Source organism: Vibrio splendidus (assembly GCF_024347615.1).
GTDB lineage: Bacteria > Pseudomonadota > Gammaproteobacteria > Enterobacterales > Vibrionaceae > Vibrio > Vibrio splendidus.
In genome coordinates, this window is record NZ_AP025508.1 from 3566704 (window position 1) to 3585828 (window position 19125).

Sequence of the window (19125 nt, forward strand, 5' to 3'; positions counted from 1 at the left end):
AAACGAAAGCTAAGTTTTTAGCCTAGAGTACAAGGGTTTGCTGCTTATCAGCCTTAACTAATCAGGGATTATCCGGTGAAGTTCATAAAGCGATTATTCATATTTACATTGATTTGCATGATTCTTGGAGTCAGTACAATTTTTGGGTTTTATTATTACGTAAAACCAGAGTTGCCTGATGTTGCCACTTTGCGTGATGTGAAGCTCCAAACGCCAATGCAAGTCTTCAGTCAAGACGGTAAGTTGATCTCTCAATTTGGCGAAAAGCGTCGTAACCCAGTGACTTATGACGAGATCCCTCGCCACTTAGTTGAAGCTCTGATTGCCACCGAAGATAGCCGTTTTTACGAACACCCAGGTATTGACCCAATCGGTATCACCCGTGCAGCGCTCGTCGTTGCAATGTCGGGTTCAGCCAAACAAGGGGCGAGTACCATTACTCAGCAGCTTGCGCGTAACTTCTTCTTATCTAATGAGAAAAAGATAATGCGCAAGATCAAAGAGATCTTCATTGCGATCCATATCGAGCAACTGCTTAGCAAAGAAGAGATCATGGAGCTTTATGTAAATAAGATCTTCCTTGGTCACCGCTCGTACGGTTTTGGCGCGGCAGCGCGTGTCTATTTCGGTAAAGATCTCCCTGAGCTTACCCTGAGTGAAATTGCTACGCTGGCGGGTATGCCAAAAGCACCGTCCACGATGAACCCTATCTATTCGATTGAGCGCGCGACTCACCGTCGTAACGTGGTATTACGTCGTATGTTAGACGAGAAATACATCACTCAAGCAGAGTTCGATGAAGCTCGTAGCGAGACATTGATATCGAAATACCACGGTGCAGAGATTGAACTGAGCGCGCCGTATGTTGCTGAAGTAGCACGTGCGTGGATGGTTGAACGCTATGGCGAAGCCGCTTACACATCAGGTATGAAGGTTTACACGACCGTTGATTCAAAACTGCAAAAGGCAGCGAACCAAGCGGCGATTAAGAACCTACTTGGCTACGATGAGCGTCACGGCTACCGTGGTGCAGAAAAAGTATTATGGCAAACGGCACAATCAGCTTGGGATCAGGAACAAATCGTTAAACACCTTAAGTCTCAACCAACCTATGGTGACTTAGTCCCTGCTGTTGTTACCGCGGTTGATTCGAAAAGCGCTCAAGTTTGGGTTAAAAACCAAGGCGAAGGCACTATTGAGTGGCAAGGCATGAACTGGGCGCGTAAATTCCTAACGGATAATCGCCAAGGACCAGCCCCCTCTCAAGCGAAAGAGATTCTTGCTGTTGGTGAACAAGTTTGGGTTCGTCATGAAGCAATTACAGGAGACGAAGTATCTGAAGAGCCAACAGAAGAAGCAACGACGGACACTGAAACACCTGTTGAATGGCGACTAAGCCAAGTTCCCAATGCGAACACCGCTTTTGTTGCAATGAACCCGAACAACGGCGCTGTACTGTCGATGGTGGGTGGCTTTAACTTTGTTCACAACAAATTCAACCGTGCAACGCAATCTATTCGTCAGGTGGGTTCTGGTATCAAACCATTTATCTACTCAGCGGCGATTGATAAAGGCCTAACGTTAGCATCACTGATCAACGATGCGCCTATCAATCAATGGGATAAGAGCCAAGGTACCGCATGGCGACCAAAGAACTCACCACCGACCTACGTGGGTCCTACGCGTTTACGTATTGGCTTAGCTCAATCTAAAAACGTAATGGCTGTGCGTGTGCTGCGTGAAGTTGGCTTAGATGATACTCGTAACTACCTAACTCGTTTTGGTTTTGATATTGACGAAGTACCTCGCTCTGAAACCATTGCTCTAGGTGCGGGTAGCTTAACGCCAATGAAGGTAGCTCAAGGTTACTCAGTATTCGCTAATGGCGGCTACTACGTTGAACCTTTCTACATCAGCCGCATTGAAACGCCATTTGGTGAGACTGAATTCGAAGCGACACCAAAAGTGGTTTGTAAGGACAATTGCGATCATAAGGTTGCCACAGACCCAATGGCCGATGAGTTTGCAGAGCAAGATGTGGATGCCAAAGTGCAATACGCGCCTCAAGTCATCTCTGAGCAGAACGCATTCCTTGTTCGCGAAATGATGTACAGCAACATCTGGGGCGGCGGTGACTGGAGTGCTGGCACAGGTTGGAATGGTACAGGTTGGCGAGCTCAGCCGTTGAAGCGTCGTGACATTGGCGGTAAAACCGGTACAACCAATGACTCGAAAGATACATGGTACAGCGGCTACGGCCCTGGCATGGTGGCAACGGTATGGGTTGGTTTTGATAACCACAACCGTAACCTAGGTCGAACTAAAGCGAACTCTAACCTTGGCAAGAGCCAGATTACCGGTGCCGAAGCGGGCGCTAAAACGGCAGAGCCTGCATGGGTTGACTTCATGGGTACAGCGTTAGCGGGCGTTCCTGCACAACGTAAAGAGATTCCGGAGAACATCGTTCGTGTTCGTATCGACCGTGAAACTGGCTTACTGACTAACAAGTTCGATAGCTCATCGATGTTCGAGTACTTCGAGAAAGGCACAGAGCCAACTGAGTACATCACTGAACGTTTCAATGATGACATCTACTCAACGTCATCAGGCGAAGCAGTAGAAGAGCTATTCTAGCTAGGGTTTGTTGAACTTAGTAAGATGAACCAACAAAAAAGGGTTGATATGAATTCATATCAACCCTTTTTTTATATCTACATCTGAACGAACTCCACTCTAAACTCGAGTGCTAAGCCGTTTTTTCCAATTGAGTTCGGATAGCCTCAGCCAGTTGCTCAAAACGCCCCTTTAGCGGAGAGCCCGGTCGGTAGGCAACAACAATGCGACGTGAAGGTGTTGGATTCACCGCTGGCACGTAACACACGCCATCTTTCTGTTTTTCCTTTGGAACCGATAACTGAGGTAACAAGGTAATACCCGCCCCTGCCGCTACCATGTTACGCAGCGTTTCTAAGCTAGTCGCTTTAAAGCGTTCATCATCTTTTGCACCCGCAGCAAAGCAGAAGCCCAAGGCTTGGTCTCGTAAGCAGTGACCATCGCCCAGTGCAAGTACGGTTTGTCCATTTAATTGCAGCATATCGACAGCGTCCTGCTGTGCCCATTCGTGATCACACGGTACGGCAACGCTTAATGGCTCGTCATAGACATCAATCTCTTTGAACGCCGCCGTTTCATCTACCGCAGCCAACACCAAGCAATCAAGCTTGCCATCTTCTAACTGGCTCACTAACTGATGTGTCTGCGCTTCGTGCAGGTAAAGCTCAAGGTCTGGGAAACTCTCTTTTAGATAAGGAATGATCTTAGGCAAAATGTACGGGCCAACGGTCGGGATAAAACCAATATGCATCGGCCCCGTCATCGCTTCACCGTGTCCACTTGCCATATCTTTAAACGTCTTTACCTCGTTGAGAATGCGCTTGGCTTGCTCAACAAGTTGTAAACCTGATTCTGTAAATATTACCTTCCTTGGGCTACGCTCGGTTAACTGAAGTCCAATTTCATCTTCCAGTTTGCGTATTTGACCGCTCAATGTCGGCTGACTAACAAAGCACGCTTCTGCTGCTTTTCGAAAATGTTTGTGCTCAGCGAGCGCCACCAAGTATTCAAAGTCACGAATGTTCATGCTCAGTCTCTTACCTCAGGTTTTAATAAGAACAAGGGGTTTAATAGAAACATTTAAAAGAAAAATGCTCTTGATAGAATTTACCTATCAAAACCATAACATCAAACGATTAGAGCTATCAAAGGATTTATCTAATAATGGGCTCAACGAAACGAAACAGAGCAAAGAAAAACGTTAAGCTCTGATAGAACAAAATTAAAATACTATTTAAGGAAATCAATATGTTTGCATCTAAAGAAGGTCAATCAATCCCTCAAGTAACATTCCCAACTCGCCAAGGCGATGCATGGGTTAACGTAACGACGGAAGAGCTATTCAAAGACAAGACAGTTATCGTATTCAGCCTACCAGGTGCGTTTACACCAACATGTTCTTCAAGCCACCTACCTCGTTACAACGAGCTGCACTCTGTATTCAAAGAAAACGGCGTTGATGACATCCTTTGTGTTTCTGTAAACGACACGTTCGTAATGAACGCATGGAAAGCAGACCAAGAAGCTGAGAAAATCACATTCATCCCAGATGGCAACGGCGACTTCACAGACGGCATGGGTATGCTAGTTGAGAAAAACGACATCGGCTTTGGCAAACGTTCATGGCGCTACAGCATGCTGGTTAAAAACGGCGTGGTAGAAAAAATGTTCATCGAAGAAGACGTACCAGGCGACCCGTTCAAGGTTTCTGATGCTGATACTATGCTTAACTACCTTGCTCCTGAACACAAAGAGCAAGAGTCAATCACAGTATTCACTAAGCCAGGCTGTCCTTTCTGTATGAAAGCGAAGCAGAACCTAATCGACAAAGGTTTGAACTACGAAGAAGTGGTTCTAGGTAAAGACGCAACAACAGTAAGCCTACGTGCAATCTCTGGTCGCACTACCGTTCCTCAAGTCTTCATCGGTGGTAAGCACATCGGTGGTAGCGAAGAACTAGAAGCTTTCCTAGGTTAATCACTTAGTCGCTAATAAACGCCTAGCAATTAAATAACCTAAGTAATACCAGCTAACCCACCCTCTTGTGGGTTAGCGATTCCAAACCACTCTTATCTGAGCTTTGGAAAAAGAGACAGCTTCTGACTCGCTAACTTTTAACTAACCTATAGTTAATTAAAAGAAGAGTTAGTAACAAGAAGCAGTGAGTAACAAAAAGCTGAATCACAAGCTAAACCTAATAAAACAGAATAACAAAACTGACCCACAATCCTGACTCTCAAAAAATCACCAGAGTTGGAGGGGTTCGTTCACACTAAATTTAGCCATTGCGAGAAAATTATTATGAAACAAGTCAATGTAGATGTAGCAGTTATCGGGGGCGGTACGGCAGGTCTAGGTTCTTACCGCGCTGCAAAAGCACACACTGACAGTGTCGTGATGATTGAAGGCGGCCCTTACGGTACAACCTGTGCTCGTGTTGGTTGTATGCCATCTAAACTGCTTATTGCAGCTGCAGAAAGTGTACATCACATCGAGAAAGCTCCGGCTTTTGGCGTTCACCCACAAGGTGATATCGTGATTAACGGCCGTGAAGTGATGGACCGAGTGAAATTTGAACGTGACCGTTTTGTTGGTTTTGTTTTAGAAGGTGTTGATGAAATCCCAGAGCAAGACAAGATCTCTGGCTACGCAAAGTTCTTAGACGACAACACGCTACAAATCGATGACCACACGGTTGTCACCGCTAAGCGTATTGTTATCGCGACCGGCTCTCGCCCTGCATACCCTGCAGTTTGGAATGAACTTGGTGACCGCCTAATCATTAACGATGACGTGTTCAGCTGGGATGATTTACCAGAGTCGGTTGCGGTATTTGGCCCGGGCGTTATTGGCCTAGAGCTTGGTCAGTCACTGCATCGCTTAGGTGTGAAGACCAAACTGTTCGGTTTGGGTGGTCAGGTTGGCCCAGTAACCGACCCAGAAATCATGGCGTATGCAGATAAAGCCTTCAATGAAGAGTTCTACCTAGATGCTGACGTAAAAATCGAAAGCATGAAGCGCATTACCACTGAATCAGGTGAAGATCGCGTCGAAATCCAGTTCATCAATAAGCAAGGTGAACTAGAAACTAACATCGTTGAGTATGTGCTGGCAGCAACAGGCCGTCGTCCTAACACTGATAAGCTTGGCCTAGAGAATACCTCTCTAGAACTTGATAAACGTGGTGTGCCAATCGCCGACCACTACACGCTACAAACATCGTTACCATCGGTATTTATTGCCGGAGATGCAAGCAACCAACTGCCTCTGCTACATGAAGCAGCAGACCAAGCACGTATTGCGGGGGATAATGCAGGTCGCTTCCCTGAAATTCGCGCAGGCTTACGCCGCTCTAAAATCTCTGCGGTATTCTCTGACCCACAAATCGCGATGGTAGGTGAAACATACAAAGAGATCATAACCCGCTTAGGCACATGTGGTTGTTTCGCAACGGGTGAAGTGTCTTTCGAGAACCAAGGTCGTTCACGAGTTATGCTACGCAATAAAGGTATTCTGCACGTTTACGGTGAGCAAGGTACAGGCCGTTTCCTTGGTGCTGAGATGATGGGACCAAACGCAGAACATTTGGCTCACTTACTCGCATGGGCACACCAGAAAAAGATGACGGTTTCTGAAATGTTAGATATGCCGTTTTACCACCCAGTAATTGAAGAAGGTGTACGAACAGCGCTACGTGACCTCAACGCGAAACTGCACCTTGGTCCAGAGATGGTGAAACACTGTCTAGATTGTGGCCCTGGTTGTTAATCTCAGGCTATCGTTAGCAATGAGCAAACGCTAGATACTAAAAAGGAAAGCCATTGGCTTTCCTTTTTGTTTTTGGCCACGAGCAAATTATAGATTCCTGATTACGCTCCTTCGTCGCTTTCGGGAATGACGGTGATTTTCAAAACCCACCTAAGCTGAAGCAGACCAAAGTGACGCATCAGTTAAACCAAAACTTAACCGTCATTCCAGAACCAAGGGACGAGGTATCTGGAATCTCTTGAAGCCATTGCTTGTCGCTAAAGGCTTAGCTATTACTTCTCAGCAGCAATCACAGAGATCTCAACAAGTAGTGCTTCACGAGCCATGTCGCCAGTCACACATGCGCGAGCTGGAGCGTGACCTTCTGGAACCCATGCATCCCAAACTGCATTCATTTCTTGGAAATCTTTCATGTCTTTCAAGTAAATCGTTGCTGACAGCATATGTTCTTTGTCGCTACCCGCTTGCTCAAGTAGGGCTTCCACTTTATCCAGCATCGTTTGTGTTTGCTCAGTGATGTCTTTTGTTGCATCAGCACACACTTGGCCACATAGGTAGATAGTGCCGTTGTGTTTAACAATACGGCTCATGCGTTGTTTGGTTTCTTGGCGCTCAATCATCGACTTTCTCTCTCTGTGTCACCGTGATCCAATATCTTGTGACGTGTTATTATCAAGGCAACAAGCATAACGCGAATCAAACCCAAGATGACATGCATTCATTGCAATAAAAGTGAAAAAATCCGTAACAAACTCGGCCGCTGCCAGCGCTGCATGAATCAGCTGATGGTGTTGTCGATTTTAAGTTGGGGAGCATGGTGGTTGTTTTTCAAAGAAGACCCAAAAACCATCAATGCCATCGCTTTGATGATGGCCGCTTTCGCATTCAGTGGCTTGCTGTCGTTACATGGGATAATGAAATTTGTCGTGCTGCCTTTAAGGAACAAAAAGCGCTAACAGAGAGACGTTGCTAGATAAGTGATAAAGGCTAGATAAGCGATAAAGACTAGATGCCCAATTAAATGACCCGACTTAGCAAGCCATCATCATTTCCCAAACAGCAGATAGAAAAAAGCCCCAGAACCAATCGATTCTAGGGCTTTCTTAGAAAATTCTAAGAAAAAGCAGTGGTACTTTAATAGACCGGACTTTTCTTAATTTGTTCCCAAAAAAGATCAATTTTTTGATCTTTTTTTTAGGGACTATAAAATCAATGCTTTATGCAACATTAACCTTAGCGATGATCTGCTCTACCAAGTTCACTTCCAAGGCCACTTCATCACACGCGTGTTGACGAGGACACTGGTCACAATCTTTCAGCACCTTCTCTGGCAGCAGAGATTTTGATGTCGGTAAGAAGTCATGCTTCATAAAGAACTCTGGAGTACGAGTCAGTACAAACACCTTCTTAATGGCCATTTGTCGTGCTTTATCAACCAAGTGCTGCACAATCGCTGTACCCTGCCCTTGACCTTGCCACCCAGCCTCAACACCGAGCGAGCGAATTTCCGCTAAACCAGAGTCATACACATAGAGTGATGCACAACCTGTCACCTCACCATGATGTTCTGCGACAGCAAACGAGCCAATATCACGCACCAGTTCATTACGAGAACGAGGTAGGTTTTCACCCATGTTCGCCCAGTAGGCCACCATGCCTTCCAACGCTTCAATATCCGTCAGACGAGCAGGACGAACCTTGACGATGGAAGTGTCACGCTGTGATAAACGCTTCTCAGCTTGGTCAACCGCGTAAGCCACTTGCTGTGGTGATACACCGCCTAGCGCGCTACGTTTTTCGAGACACGATTCAATAGTCAGGATGTCATACACATCCTCTTCAATCACCTCAGAGAACTCTTTCATCTCTGCGATGGTTAACTCTTCTAATGCGCAACCTTTAGCAATCGCCGCCACTACCGTCACACCAACAATATGGTGAGCTTCACGGAAAGGAATGCCTTTCGCTACTAGGTAATCAGCCAGTTCTGTTGAGTTTGCATAACCTTGTTTCGCCGCTTCAAGTGTACGTTCGCCGTTCACTTTAATGCCGTCAAAACAAAGAGCAGCCATTTCCATACAATCATTCCAAGTGTCTAAAGCGTCGAACAGACCTTCTTTATCTTCTTGCATGTCTTTGTTGTACGCCAAAGGCAGGGCTTTCACTGTCATCATCATTGCGGCTAATGAACCATAAACACGGCCAGTTTTGCCACGGATAAGTTCGAGCGCATCCGGGTTTTTCTTTTGTGGCATCAGAGATGAACCTGACGTCACGGTATCCGCTAACTCGATGAAGTTCGATTCACCTGAGTTGTAGAAAATCATATCTTCTGCAAGACGTGAAAGGTGAAGCATTGAAATAGAAGCGATCGACATCAGCTCCATCACATGATCACGGTCAGAAACTGAATCTAGAGAGTTGCGCGTTGCACGACGGAAACCTAAGTTGTGAGCTAACTCTTCACGGTCCATCGGGTAAGCAGTTCCTGCAAGGGCACCAGAACCCAGCGGACATGTATCTAGACGCTTAATAGCATCATTCAAACGTGAGTAATCACGCTCAAGCATTTCTACGTAAGCCAAACACCAGTGAGCAAAAGTTACCGGCTGAGCACGTTGCAAGTGAGTGTAGCCAGGAAGCACGGTTTCTTGATGCTGAGAAGCAACATTCACCATTTGGCTTTGCAGACGATCAAGCGCGAGTAGCAGTTGGTTACCTTGTTGACGACACCATAGTTTAAGGTCGGTCGCCACTTGGTCATTACGAGAACGGCCAGTGTGCAGTTTTTTGCCCAAATCACCGACTTTACCGATAAGTTGTTGCTCAACCCAGCTGTGAATATCTTCTGCATCAGAACGTAAGATCTGTTCAGGATCTTCCATCACTTCAAGTTTTAGCTCGTTCAGTGCAAGCTCTAGTCTTTGCTGTTCTTCTTCTGTTAGAACGTTGACCGATTGTAGAGCCTTTGACCAGGCAATAGAGCCCACAATGTCTTGCTCAGCCAATCGGTAATCAAAACGAAGAGAATCGTTAAAATCTTTGAACCGGGTGTCTGCTGCTTGGGTAAATCTACCGCCCCATAATGCCATTGTGTATCTCCTAATTGCACAGTGCTCACTGTTTTTGCAAATGATAATTCTGATTAAGATTCAGTATTTTTCTGATGGTTTAAACTTACGGCAATTCAAAATGAAAATAAAGTATTAATTCATTATTTTCACATATTTATTCACCATAAGTTCATTCCATTGATTATTTTCAGCGTGGAGCGCGAATTATATGCCATTCGACAGTAAAAACCGAAGCTGATTTATTAAACAAACAGAAAGCAAAAAGCCCACTCACTAATCAATAGTAAATGGGCTTTGCATAATGATGTCTGTTTACTGGCCTTCAACCTTTCGCTAAAGGCTAACTCACTAACTCATTGTTCGGATTACTTTTGGCTATTCAGAGCACGGATACGGCTTGATAGCGAGTAAAGACGGATGAAGCCTTCAGCGTGGCTTTGGTCGTAAACTTCATCTTCGCCAAAGGTTGCAAACTCTTCTGAGTACAGGCTGTTGTCAGAACGCTTCTGAGTCACCGTTGCATGGCCTTTGTAAAGTTTGATAACCACTTCACCATTCACGTCTTGTGCTAGCTCATCTGTTGCTGCAAGAATTGACTTACATAGCGGAGTGAACCAACGGCCATCGTACACAAGGTGAGAAGCTTTAACACCCAGCTCTTCACGGAATTCGAATGCCGCTTTATCAAGAACCAATTGCTCTACTGCACGTAGTGCTTCCATCATGATTGTGCCACCTGGAGTTTCGTAACAACCACGAGACTTCATACCAACAAGACGGTTCTCTACGATATCGATACGACCAACACCGTGTTTAGCACCCTTCTTGTTTAGGTAAACCAGCGCGTTGTATGGCGTCATTGTTTCGCCATCAACCGCTACCACTTCACCTTTTTCAACTTTAAGCGTCACTGTTTCAGATTCGTTTGGCGCTTGCTCTGGGTCTACAGTCCAAGCCCAGCAATCTTCATCAGGTGCGTTCCATGTGTTTTCTAGAACACCACCTTCTGTAGAGATATGCCATGCGTTTGCATCACGCGAGTAAATCTTGGTAAGAGAAGCCGTACAAGGGATGTTACGCTCAGCTAGGTAGTCTAGACACTCTTCACGGCTTACTAGATCCCATTCACGCCAAGGTGCAATTACGTGTAGGTCTGGTGCTAGTGCAGCAAATGCACCTTCAAAACGAACTTGGTCATTACCCTTACCTGTACAACCGTGACATAGAGCGTCTGCACCTACTTTACGTGCAACTTCAACCTGAGCTTTCGCAATGATTGGACGAGCCATTGAAGTACCTAGTAGGTATTTACCTTCGTAGTAAGCGCCTGTTTTTAGCGTTGGGTAGATGTAGTCAGCAACCATCTCTTCTTTAAGGTCAGCGATGTAACACTCAGAAGCACCAGATGCTTTGGCTTTCTCTTCAATGCCAATCAGCTCTTCATCGCCTTGGCCTACATCAGCAACAAATGCGATAACTTCGCAGTCATAGTTCTCTTTCAACCATGGGATGATTACTGATGTATCTAGACCGCCAGAGTAGGCTACTACAACTTTCTTTACGTTAACTTTGCTCATTTTCTTTCTCCTAGTTTCCATACTGCACATGGCGGTCAGCGTTGGAAATCACTTTAATAATTATATGTTTAATCTGTTTATCTAAATTCTTTAGTAGTCACTCGTAGTGAGGTCTACTGAGGTAAAAACTGTGTTCCTATGCTCTTACCTGCAAAAAGTTGTGTCAGCTTGTCTGGGTATCGCCAGGTTGCAACTTCAATTGGTCGTCCTAGGTCATTAGCCGCTTCTAGTGCAGCTTGTACTTTCACGATCATGCCATCGGTAATCACTTTACCTTTAATAAGGTCATCGGCTTGTTGCTGATTAAGGCTTGGAATCAGGTGGCCTTTACCATCCAATACACCACTGACATCAGAAAGCAGTACCAGTTCAGCATCAAGCGCGCCAGCTACAGCTACAGCAGCTTGGTCTGCATTGACGTTCATCAGTTGGCCTTGCTCAGTCAAACCAATCGAGCTAATGATTGGCAGTGCGCCAGCATTAAGAATCGCTTGCAGGACGGTTGAGTCGCCCGGCTCCGCTTTACCTACTGCACCTAATTCAGGGTTCAGCTCGCTGACTTTACATAGACCACCATCAGCTAGGCTCAAACCAACGGCGTTGATGCCGTCTTTAATCGCCTGACCTTGAAGCAATTTGTTGGCCGTGCCCGCTAGTGCACCAGCGATCACAGGAATCTGATCATAAGGAGTAACACGTAGCCCTTCTTTCTTAATGGTTTCAAGGTTCAACTTATTCATCAAATCATCAACAAGGTAACCACCGCCGTGAACAATCACGATTGGTCGTTGTGCCTGTTGTTGGTAAGCAGAGATAGCACCAAATAACTTGCTAAGTGTTTCACCACAAGATAGCGCAGCGCCACCTAACTTTATGATTAATGGTTGATTATTAAGGCTCATATCTAGATTTCCTTACACTAACGCAGTTAATGGCGCAAAACCATAACGTAAATTTAAACACTGCATCGCTTGACTAGATGCACCCTTTAATAAGTTATCAATCGCTGAAACAACGATGATGTGCTGACCTTGTACCTTCCAACCTAAATCGCAGAAAGGTGTTTGTTCTACATCTTGAATTCTTGGCAAGGTCTCTTCGAGTAATCTCACAGCTGGTTTACCTTGATAAGCTTGCTCGAAGGCCTCTTGTATCTGTTGTTCTGTCACACCGTCAGCCAGTTTCATGGTAATGGTCGCTAAAATGCCACGCTTAAAGTTGCCTAGGTGCGGGGTGAAAATCACATCACATCCTAGATGTGCAGCCATTTCAGGTTGATGACGGTGGTTGAATACACCATAAGCTTGCAGGCTTACTTCGCAGAAGCTGTTGACCATACTCGCCTTGCGGCCTGCTCCAGTGACACCACTGGTCGCGTTAATCACTGGCCATTGATTCTCATCCAGTAACTTCGCTTCAACTAAAGGCTTAATCGCCAGCTGTGATGCGGTTGGGTAACAACCCGCGACTGCAACAAGCTGAGCCTCTTTGATTTCTTGTTCGTTCCATTCAGCTAAACCGTAAGCCGCTTTGTCTAGCCATTGTTCGTGTTGATGTTCAAAACCGTAAAACTCTTGATAGAAGTTTTCGCCTTTAACTCTGAATGCACCCGATAGGTCGAACACTTGGCAATCGTTCTCAAGGAAGATTGGCGCTAGGTCGTGACTCACCTCGTGTGCAGTGGCTAAGAAAACCACATCAGACTGTTTAGCCACTTCTTCCGGATTTGTTAAAGGTTGCACTGGCATATCAATCAGGCCAGCTAACTTACCGTGCAGTGCAGCGATAGGTTTGCCTGCGTCTACACTATTGGCTGAGACATATAAACCTGATAGCGTGAGCTCAGGGTGTCTGTTTATCATTAGAGCCAGTTCTGCTCCTGTGTAGCCGCTTGCGCCAATGATCGTGGTTTTCAACATCTCAACACATCCATTCTTGAGGTAAGTTACATTTCAAATTTGACTATTCATACTTAATTTTTAGCTTTATTTGATTTCTTATGCATTAAATATGATTTAATATGTGTTTTACCGACTTATGGTTTTCCTGTCAATAGTAGAAGTGAAGTTATTATGCAATTACCGAGTTTTCTTGAGGTCTATAAAGGCCTAATTTCCACCGACTCCATTAGCTCCACCGATCCAAGCTGGGATCATGGCAACGAGAAAGTGATCGAAAAAATGGCTCAATGGTTTAAAGACGTAGGCTTTAGTGTTGAGGTGGTAGAGGTCGAACCCGGCAAGCATAATATGGTCGCAAAGATGGGTTCTGGCGAAGGGGGCTTATTGCTTGCAGGACACAGCGATACGGTGCCATTCGATGAAGGACGTTGGAATTTCGATCCTCACGCACTAACAGAACACAACAACCGCTTCTACGGATTAGGCACCGCCGATATGAAAGGCTTTTTCGCTTTCGTTTATGAAGCCGCGAAGAAGATGGATTGGAGCAAACAGACCAAGCCGCTCTATGTATTAGCAACCTGTGACGAAGAAACCACTATGTTGGGTGCACGTCATTTCACTGAGAATGCGCCATTTAAACCGGACTACTGCATCATTGGTGAGCCAACCAGCCTCGTGCCGATTCGTGGTCATAAAGGCCATGTCGCTAATGCTGTGCGAGTAACGGGTAAGTCAGGCCACTCTTCTGATCCGGCATTAGGCGTCAACGCCATCGAGATCATGCATGAAGTGCTGTTTGCTTTAATGCAGCTGCGTGACAAGCTAGTCAAGGAGTACCACCACCCGGGTTTTGCAATTCCAAGCCCGACCCTAAACCTTGGTCATATCCACGGTGGCGACAGCGCCAACCGTATCTGTGGGTGTTGTGAGCTGCACTATGATGTTCGTCCTTTACCGGGCATTAGCTTAGATGGCTTGGATAACATGCTGCGTAGCGCGCTTAAAGAAGTAGAAGCAAAATGGCCGGGCAGAATTGAGATTACTCCCCTGCATGAGCCAATCCCGGGTTATGAGTGCCAGCACGACCATCCATTTATTGGTGGCATGGAATCAGTTTGTGAAATTGAATCGCAAACCGTGAACTACTGTACTGAAGCACCTTTCCTTCAAGAGTTATGTCCAACCTTGGTGTTAGGTCCAGGCTCAATTGACCAAGCTCACCAACCGGATGAGTTCTTAAGCTTCGATTTTATTGACCCAACAATTGATGTTCTGAGTAAATCGATCCGTAAATATTGTTTCTAGTTATTACTTCCCTTCCAATATTTTCGTATATAAGCCACCCAAAAAGGTGGCTTTTATTCTGTTATCCCTGACACAGCCTGATCTTGTAATTAAATTTCACTTTTTCTCTAAGTTTTGAAAAATTTACTTCTCCCGCATTTTTAAACCTAATAATTGCAAACTTAGAATGCTTTATTTGACTAGATACAGCACTTTTCGCTAGATTGTGTACTTAACAAGGAACAATGGATGTAATTTTTTTACGAGGCAGGATGACAATGAACGAGAAATACGCCGCTCTCAAGAGTAACGTAAGCATGCTGGGACGCTTGCTAGGTAACACAATCCAAGATGCACATGGTGACGTTATCTTAGAGAAAGTGGAGACTATCCGTAAACTTTCCAAATCCGCCCGCGCAGGCAACAAAGCTGACCGTGACAGCCTAGTTGAAGAAATCAAAAACCTGCCGAACGAACAACTCACTCCTGTTGCTCGTGCATTTAACCAATTTCTCAACCTCACCAACATGGCAGAGCAATACCACACCATCTCTCGCCACTGTGAGGAGCATGTTTGCGAACCAGACGTGCTGCAATCTCTATTTTCTAAACTAAATCAAAATGACATCAGCAAGCTAGACGCGGCTCAAGCCGTTCGCGACCTGAACATTGAACTCGTTTTGACCGCTCACCCAACAGAAATCACTCGTCGAACCATGATCAACAAGCTGGTTAAGATCAACGAGTGTCTGTCTAAATTGGAATTAAGCGACCTATCACACAAAGAGCGCGTGAAAACAGAACGTCGCCTAGAGCAGCTTATCGCTCAAGGTTGGCACTCTGATGTGATTCGTCAGCAACGCCCGACACCACTTGATGAAGCTAAGTGGGGCTTTGCGGTTGTAGAAAACTCTCTATGGGAAGCCGTGCCTGATTTCCTACGTGATATGGATGGCCGACTAAAAGGTTACCTTGGTGAAGGCCTACCAATCGATGCACGCCCAGTTCACTTCTCATCTTGGATGGGTGGCGACCGCGATGGTAACCCATTCGTAACGCACACCATCACCAAAGAAGTACTGCGCCTATCTCGCTGGAAAGCCGCTGATCTGTACCTAGGTGACGTGAACGAGCTGATTACCGAACTGTCGATGACGAAGTGTAATGATGCCGTTCGTGAATTGGCTGGCGATGAGCACGAAGCTTACCGTGCAATCCTTAAGAGCCTACGCACTCTGCTGAACAACACGCTAGAAGTGCTTGACGCAAAACTGCATGATGCTGAAGTACCGAAGAAAGAAACACTGCAGAACATCGACCAACTTTGGACACCACTTTACGCGTGTTACCAATCGCTGCACGAATGTGGCATGGGCGTAATCGCGGATGGTTCTCTGCTTGATACCCTACGTCGCCTAAAAGCATTCGGTGTGCATTTAGTTCGTCTCGATGTTCGTCAAGAAAGTACACGTCACTCAGATGTCCTATCTGAACTGACTCGCTACCTAGGCATTGGCGATTACGACCAGTGGAGCGAGCAAGACAAGATTGCTTTCTTAACCAATGAATTAAGCTCAAAACGCCCACTGCTACCACGCGACTGGGAGCCATCTGAACAAGTCAAAGAGGTTTTAGACACCTGTAAGGTCGTTGCTGCTCAACCTCGCGAAGCCTTTGGTGCTTACGTAATTTCTATGGCTCGTACAGCATCGGATGTGCTGGCTGTTCACTTGCTGCTGCAAGAATGTGGTTGCCCGTACCGCATGGACGTATGTCCATTGTTCGAAACGCTGGACGACTTGAACAACTCAGAAGCAGTAATGAAACAGCTAATGAGCATCGATTTGTACCGTGGCTTTATCCAGAACCACCAAATGGTGATGATCGGATATTCTGACTCAGCAAAAGATGCTGGCGTAATGTCTGCAGGGTGGGCGCAATACGACGCAATGGACAAGCTGGTTAAGGTTTGTGAAGAAGAAGGCATTGAACTGACTCTATTCCACGGTCGTGGTGGTACGGTTGGTCGTGGTGGTGCTCCAGCGCACGCTGCACTTCTTTCTCAGCCACCTAAGAGCTTGAAAGGCGGCTTACGTGTAACAGAGCAAGGCGAAATGATCCGCTTTAAACTTGGCTTGCCAGATGTTGCCGTAAACAGTTTCAACCTATACGCAAGTGCGATTCTAGAAGCAAACCTTCTGCCGCCACCTGAGCCAAAGCAAGAGTGGCGCGATCTAATGGAAGTGCTTTCTCAAGTTTCTTGTGAGGCTTACCGCAACGTGGTTCGTGGCGAAGAGAAATTTGTACCTTACTTCCGTCAAGCGACACCAGAGCTAGAGCTCGGCAAACTGCCACTCGGTTCTCGCCCAGCAAAACGTAACCCGAACGGTGGCGTAGAAAGCCTACGTGCGATTCCATGGATCTTCTCTTGGAGCCAAAACCGTTTGGTACTTCCAGCATGGTTAGGTGCAGGTGAAGCAATCCAATACTCCGTAGATCAAGGCCATCAAGCGCTACTTGAAGAGATGTGTCGCGAATGGCCATTCTTTTCTACTCGTCTAGGTATGCTGGAAATGGTGTACTCGAAGTGCAACATGGAAATTGCGAAGTACTACGACCAACGCCTTGTTGATAAAGAACTGCTGCCGTTAGGTGAGTTACTGCGTGAACAGCTGCAAAAAGACATCAAAGCGGTACTAAATGTAGAGAACAACGAGAACCTGATGCAGAGTGACCCTTGGGGACTTGAGTCAATTCGTCTACGTAACATCTATGTTGAGCCACTAAACATGCTTCAAGCGGAACTGCTTTACCGTACTCGTAAGTGTGAAACACCACCAGCAGAGCTAGAAGAAGCACTAATGGTGACGATTGCAGGTATTGCAGCAGGTATGCGAAATACTGGTTAATTAGTAATTCCTACTATAACTTAATCAGCATTTACATCTAAAAAAAGAACAAAAGGTCGCCATGTGCGGCCTTTTTATTTCACCAGATAACCACTAGTAAGTATTTTGTCAGTTTTTTGGGTTATTTTGTCCATGTATTCTACTTTATGCTTATTATTTAGATATACTACTGCTCCGCTGCGGAAACACTCCAAAAAAATAATCTGCAGCAACTTGACCTATAAACTGGTCAACCTAGGTGATAAACGGCTTTGTAAGGTGACATAACCAACCGCCGAGTTGGTGCTACTTAGACATAACCAATATAACGTGCCATTAGAAGCACACTTGTTGTCTAAGTATTTGTTTACTGTTTACCATTTGGATTTCAGACATGTCATTACCACACGTAATTCTAACCGTTTTAAGTACACGCGATGCTACTGGTTACGATATCACAAAAGAATTCTCTTCAAGCATTGGTTACTTCTGGAAAGCTAGCCACCAACAAGTTTACCGCGAGCTAAATAAAATGGCTCAGAACGACCAGGTAACTTGCGTGCTTGAGCCTCAAGAAGGCAAACCTGATCGTAAAGTTTACTCTATCACTGACGCAGGCCGTGGCGCGCTAGGTGAATGGTTTGAACAACCAACTGCACACCCAACCGTTCGTGACGAGTTCTCAGCTAAGCTAATGGCTTGTGCTGTACAACCTGCTGACGCTTACCGTGTACAACTTGCTGAGCTAGTTGAAGAGTCTCGCAAACTGGTCTCTCACTACAAAGAAATCGAAGCGGCTTACTACGCAACGCCATCTACACTAGACAAGCAAGCACGCCTAGAGCGTTTAACGCTTCGTCGTAACCTACTTATCCGTGAAGCATGGATTGTTTGGGCGGACGAAGTACTGCTTGAACTTGGTGCTCTTGCTTAAGTTAAGTTAGACGCTAGAAAAGCAAAAGGCTTGAACTCTTAGAGTCCAAGCCTTTTTTGTATCTATCGGATTTGAGATTTACAGCAAATAGCGCTTTAACAAGGCTGAAGCTTAATTACAGCGCAGCAACTTGTGGGCGAACACCTAGAGTATGGCAAAGTGCGTAGGTCATTTCTGCACGGTTTAGCGTGTAGAAGTGGAAGTCTTTCACACCTTCACGGCTCAGCGTACGAACCATATCGATCGCTTGGCTCGCACCGACTAACTGGCGAGTCGTTGGATCATCATCCAAGCCTTCGAATTGCTTCGCCATCCAGCCCGGTACTTTTACGTTATTCATCGCAGCGAAACGAGACGCTTGTTTGAAGTTAGAAACAGGTAAGATGCCTGGAACAATCTCAACATCAACACCAGCCGCCACACAACGGTCACGAAAACGTAGGTAGCTTTCTACATCGAAGAAGAACTGAGTGATGGCACGGTTAGCACCGGCATCCACTTTACGCTTTAGGTTAATTAGGTCAGATTGAGCGCTTTTTGCTTCAGGGTGAACCTCAGGGAATGCCGCTACTGAGATATCAAAATCGTGGCGAGATTTAAGTAGCTCGACTAGATCAGATGCGTACATCTCTGGCGCACCGCCGCCTGCTGGGATGTCACCACGCAACGCAACAATACTTTCAATACCATTTGCCCAGTAGTCGTCGGCAATTTGAATCAACTCTTCGCGGCTCGCATCAATACATGTGAGGTGTGGTGCTGCCACTAGGCCCGTTTGGTTCTTAATTTCTTTAATGATTGAGTGGGTACGGTCACGTTCACCCGAGTTTGCACCGTAAGTTACCGATACAAATTTTGGTTGAAGTGTTTTAAGACGGTGAACAGAGTTCCACAAGGTCTCTTCCATCTTCTCACTGCTTGGTGGAAAAAACTCAAATGACACATTGATGTTGTCAGAAAGTTCAGCGATATTCTGATTTAAAGCGTCGATATGACTAGCGTGTGTGTATCCCATCTTACTCTCCCTGTGGCAAAAGCAACCACTAAAACTCAAATCCTTAAACGACGTTTAGACGTCTATAT

Annotated in this window: 15 protein-coding genes; 8 read left to right on the top strand and 7 right to left on the bottom strand. The window is 45.8% G+C overall.

Going from position 1 to position 19125, the window contains the following annotated elements:
- Positions 1–75: 75 nt before the first annotated feature.
- The gene (locus tag OCU90_RS16055; protein WP_061023578.1) at positions 76–2634 is read left to right on the top strand and encodes a penicillin-binding protein 1A; all 2559 of its coding nucleotides are present in this window, start codon (positions 76–78) and stop codon (positions 2632–2634) included.
- Between the two features lie 112 nt (positions 2635–2746).
- Here the strand turns inward: OCU90_RS16055 and oxyR are convergent, their stop codons facing one another.
- Entirely contained in the window at positions 2747–3640 is an 894-nt protein-coding gene (oxyR, locus tag OCU90_RS16060) for a DNA-binding transcriptional regulator OxyR (protein ID WP_017080198.1), read from the bottom strand.
- Between oxyR and OCU90_RS16065 the strand changes: the two genes are divergently transcribed.
- The 3 genes from OCU90_RS16065 (at position 3639) to OCU90_RS16075 (ending at position 6381) form a co-directional block, all read left to right on the top strand.
- A complete protein-coding gene (locus OCU90_RS16065) occupies positions 3639–3818 on the top strand; it encodes a hypothetical protein (protein WP_017077611.1) in 180 nt (59 codons plus the stop codon). The genes oxyR and OCU90_RS16065 overlap by 2 nt on opposite strands.
- A 43-nt stretch (positions 3819–3861) precedes the next feature.
- Positions 3862–4590 carry a glutathione peroxidase gene (locus OCU90_RS16070; RefSeq protein ID WP_017073712.1) on the top strand — a complete coding sequence of 243 codons (729 nt, stop codon included), beginning with the start codon at positions 3862–3864 and terminating at the stop codon, positions 4588–4590.
- A gap of 324 nt (positions 4591–4914) precedes the next feature.
- Entirely contained in the window at positions 4915–6381 is a 1467-nt protein-coding gene (locus OCU90_RS16075) for a dihydrolipoyl dehydrogenase (protein ID WP_061023580.1), read from the top strand.
- Positions 6382–6653: 272 nt separating this feature from the next.
- On the opposite strand, the gene OCU90_RS16080 is transcribed toward OCU90_RS16075, so the two are convergent.
- Positions 6654–7001 (bottom strand): RidA family protein, encoded by a 348-nt coding sequence (locus tag OCU90_RS16080; RefSeq protein ID WP_004729674.1) that lies wholly within the window; start codon positions 6999–7001, stop codon positions 6654–6656.
- Between the two features lie 87 nt (positions 7002–7088).
- On the opposite strand from OCU90_RS16080, the gene OCU90_RS16085 reads away from it, so the two are divergent.
- Positions 7089–7337 carry a DUF3624 domain-containing protein gene (locus OCU90_RS16085; protein WP_026012359.1) on the top strand — a complete coding sequence of 83 codons (249 nt, stop codon included), beginning with the start codon at positions 7089–7091 and terminating at the stop codon, positions 7335–7337.
- A gap of 261 nt (positions 7338–7598) precedes the next feature.
- Here the strand turns inward: OCU90_RS16085 and argH are convergent, their stop codons facing one another.
- The 4 genes from argH to argC form a co-directional block, all read right to left on the bottom strand.
- A complete protein-coding gene (gene argH / locus OCU90_RS16090) occupies positions 7599–9473 on the bottom strand; it encodes an argininosuccinate lyase (protein ID WP_004729676.1) in 1875 nt (624 codons plus the stop codon).
- Between the two features lie 347 nt (positions 9474–9820).
- On the bottom strand, positions 9821–11032 hold the full coding sequence (locus tag OCU90_RS16095; RefSeq protein WP_061023584.1) for an argininosuccinate synthase: 1212 nt from the start codon (positions 11030–11032) through the stop codon (positions 9821–9823).
- Between the two features lie 113 nt (positions 11033–11145).
- Positions 11146–11934 (bottom strand): acetylglutamate kinase, encoded by a 789-nt coding sequence (gene argB / locus OCU90_RS16100; protein WP_017083802.1) that lies wholly within the window; start codon positions 11932–11934, stop codon positions 11146–11148.
- 12 nt (positions 11935–11946) lie between these two features.
- Positions 11947–12951 (bottom strand): N-acetyl-gamma-glutamyl-phosphate reductase, encoded by a 1005-nt coding sequence (gene argC, locus OCU90_RS16105; protein ID WP_004729679.1) that lies wholly within the window; start codon positions 12949–12951, stop codon positions 11947–11949.
- Positions 12952–13104: 153 nt separating this feature from the next.
- Here argC and argE point away from each other — a divergent pair, with 153 nt between their 5' ends.
- The 3 genes from argE to OCU90_RS16120 all read left to right on the top strand — a co-directional run bounded on the left by argE (position 13105) and on the right by OCU90_RS16120 (position 18042).
- Positions 13105–14241 (top strand): acetylornithine deacetylase, encoded by a 1137-nt coding sequence (gene argE / locus OCU90_RS16110; RefSeq protein ID WP_004729680.1) that lies wholly within the window; start codon positions 13105–13107, stop codon positions 14239–14241.
- 251 nt (positions 14242–14492) lie between these two features.
- Positions 14493–17129 (top strand): phosphoenolpyruvate carboxylase, encoded by a 2637-nt coding sequence (gene ppc / locus OCU90_RS16115; RefSeq protein WP_017077604.1) that lies wholly within the window; start codon positions 14493–14495, stop codon positions 17127–17129.
- Between the two features lie 373 nt (positions 17130–17502).
- Positions 17503–18042, top strand: a complete 540-nt coding sequence (locus tag OCU90_RS16120) for a PadR family transcriptional regulator (protein WP_004729682.1) — start codon at positions 17503–17505, stop codon at positions 18040–18042.
- 115 nt (positions 18043–18157) lie between these two features.
- Here the strand turns inward: OCU90_RS16120 and metF are convergent, their stop codons facing one another.
- Positions 18158–19057, bottom strand: coding sequence for a methylenetetrahydrofolate reductase (gene metF, locus OCU90_RS16125; protein WP_004729683.1), 900 nt, complete (start codon positions 19055–19057; stop codon positions 18158–18160).
- Between the last annotated feature and the right edge of the window lie 68 nt (positions 19058–19125).

Excerpts from the sequence above, each read along its gene's own strand:
- OCU90_RS16120 (WP_004729682.1), top strand. The coding sequence starts at position 17,503 with ATGTCATTACCACACGTAATTCTAACCGTTTTAAGTACACGCGATGCT.
- OCU90_RS16095 (WP_061023584.1), bottom strand. The coding sequence starts at position 11,032 with ATGAGCAAAGTTAACGTAAAGAAAGTTGTAGTAGCCTACTCTGGCGGT.
- metF (WP_004729683.1), bottom strand. The coding sequence starts at position 19,057 with ATGGGATACACACACGCTAGTCATATCGACGCTTTAAATCAGAATATC.
- ppc (WP_017077604.1), top strand. The coding sequence starts at position 14,493 with ATGACAATGAACGAGAAATACGCCGCTCTCAAGAGTAACGTAAGCATG.
- OCU90_RS16085 (WP_026012359.1), top strand. The coding sequence starts at position 7,089 with ATGACATGCATTCATTGCAATAAAAGTGAAAAAATCCGTAACAAACTC.
- argB (WP_017083802.1), bottom strand. The coding sequence starts at position 11,934 with ATGAGCCTTAATAATCAACCATTAATCATAAAGTTAGGTGGCGCTGCG.
- OCU90_RS16075 (WP_061023580.1), top strand. The coding sequence starts at position 4,915 with ATGAAACAAGTCAATGTAGATGTAGCAGTTATCGGGGGCGGTACGGCA.
- argC (WP_004729679.1), bottom strand. The coding sequence starts at position 12,951 with ATGTTGAAAACCACGATCATTGGCGCAAGCGGCTACACAGGAGCAGAA.
- argH (WP_004729676.1), bottom strand. The coding sequence starts at position 9,473 with ATGGCATTATGGGGCGGTAGATTTACCCAAGCAGCAGACACCCGGTTC.
- OCU90_RS16080 (WP_004729674.1), bottom strand. The coding sequence starts at position 7,001 with ATGATTGAGCGCCAAGAAACCAAACAACGCATGAGCCGTATTGTTAAA.
- OCU90_RS16065 (WP_017077611.1), top strand. The coding sequence starts at position 3,639 with ATGCTCAGTCTCTTACCTCAGGTTTTAATAAGAACAAGGGGTTTAATA.
- argE (WP_004729680.1), top strand. The coding sequence starts at position 13,105 with ATGCAATTACCGAGTTTTCTTGAGGTCTATAAAGGCCTAATTTCCACC.
- oxyR (WP_017080198.1), bottom strand. The coding sequence starts at position 3,640 with ATGAACATTCGTGACTTTGAATACTTGGTGGCGCTCGCTGAGCACAAA.
- OCU90_RS16070 (WP_017073712.1), top strand. The coding sequence starts at position 3,862 with ATGTTTGCATCTAAAGAAGGTCAATCAATCCCTCAAGTAACATTCCCA.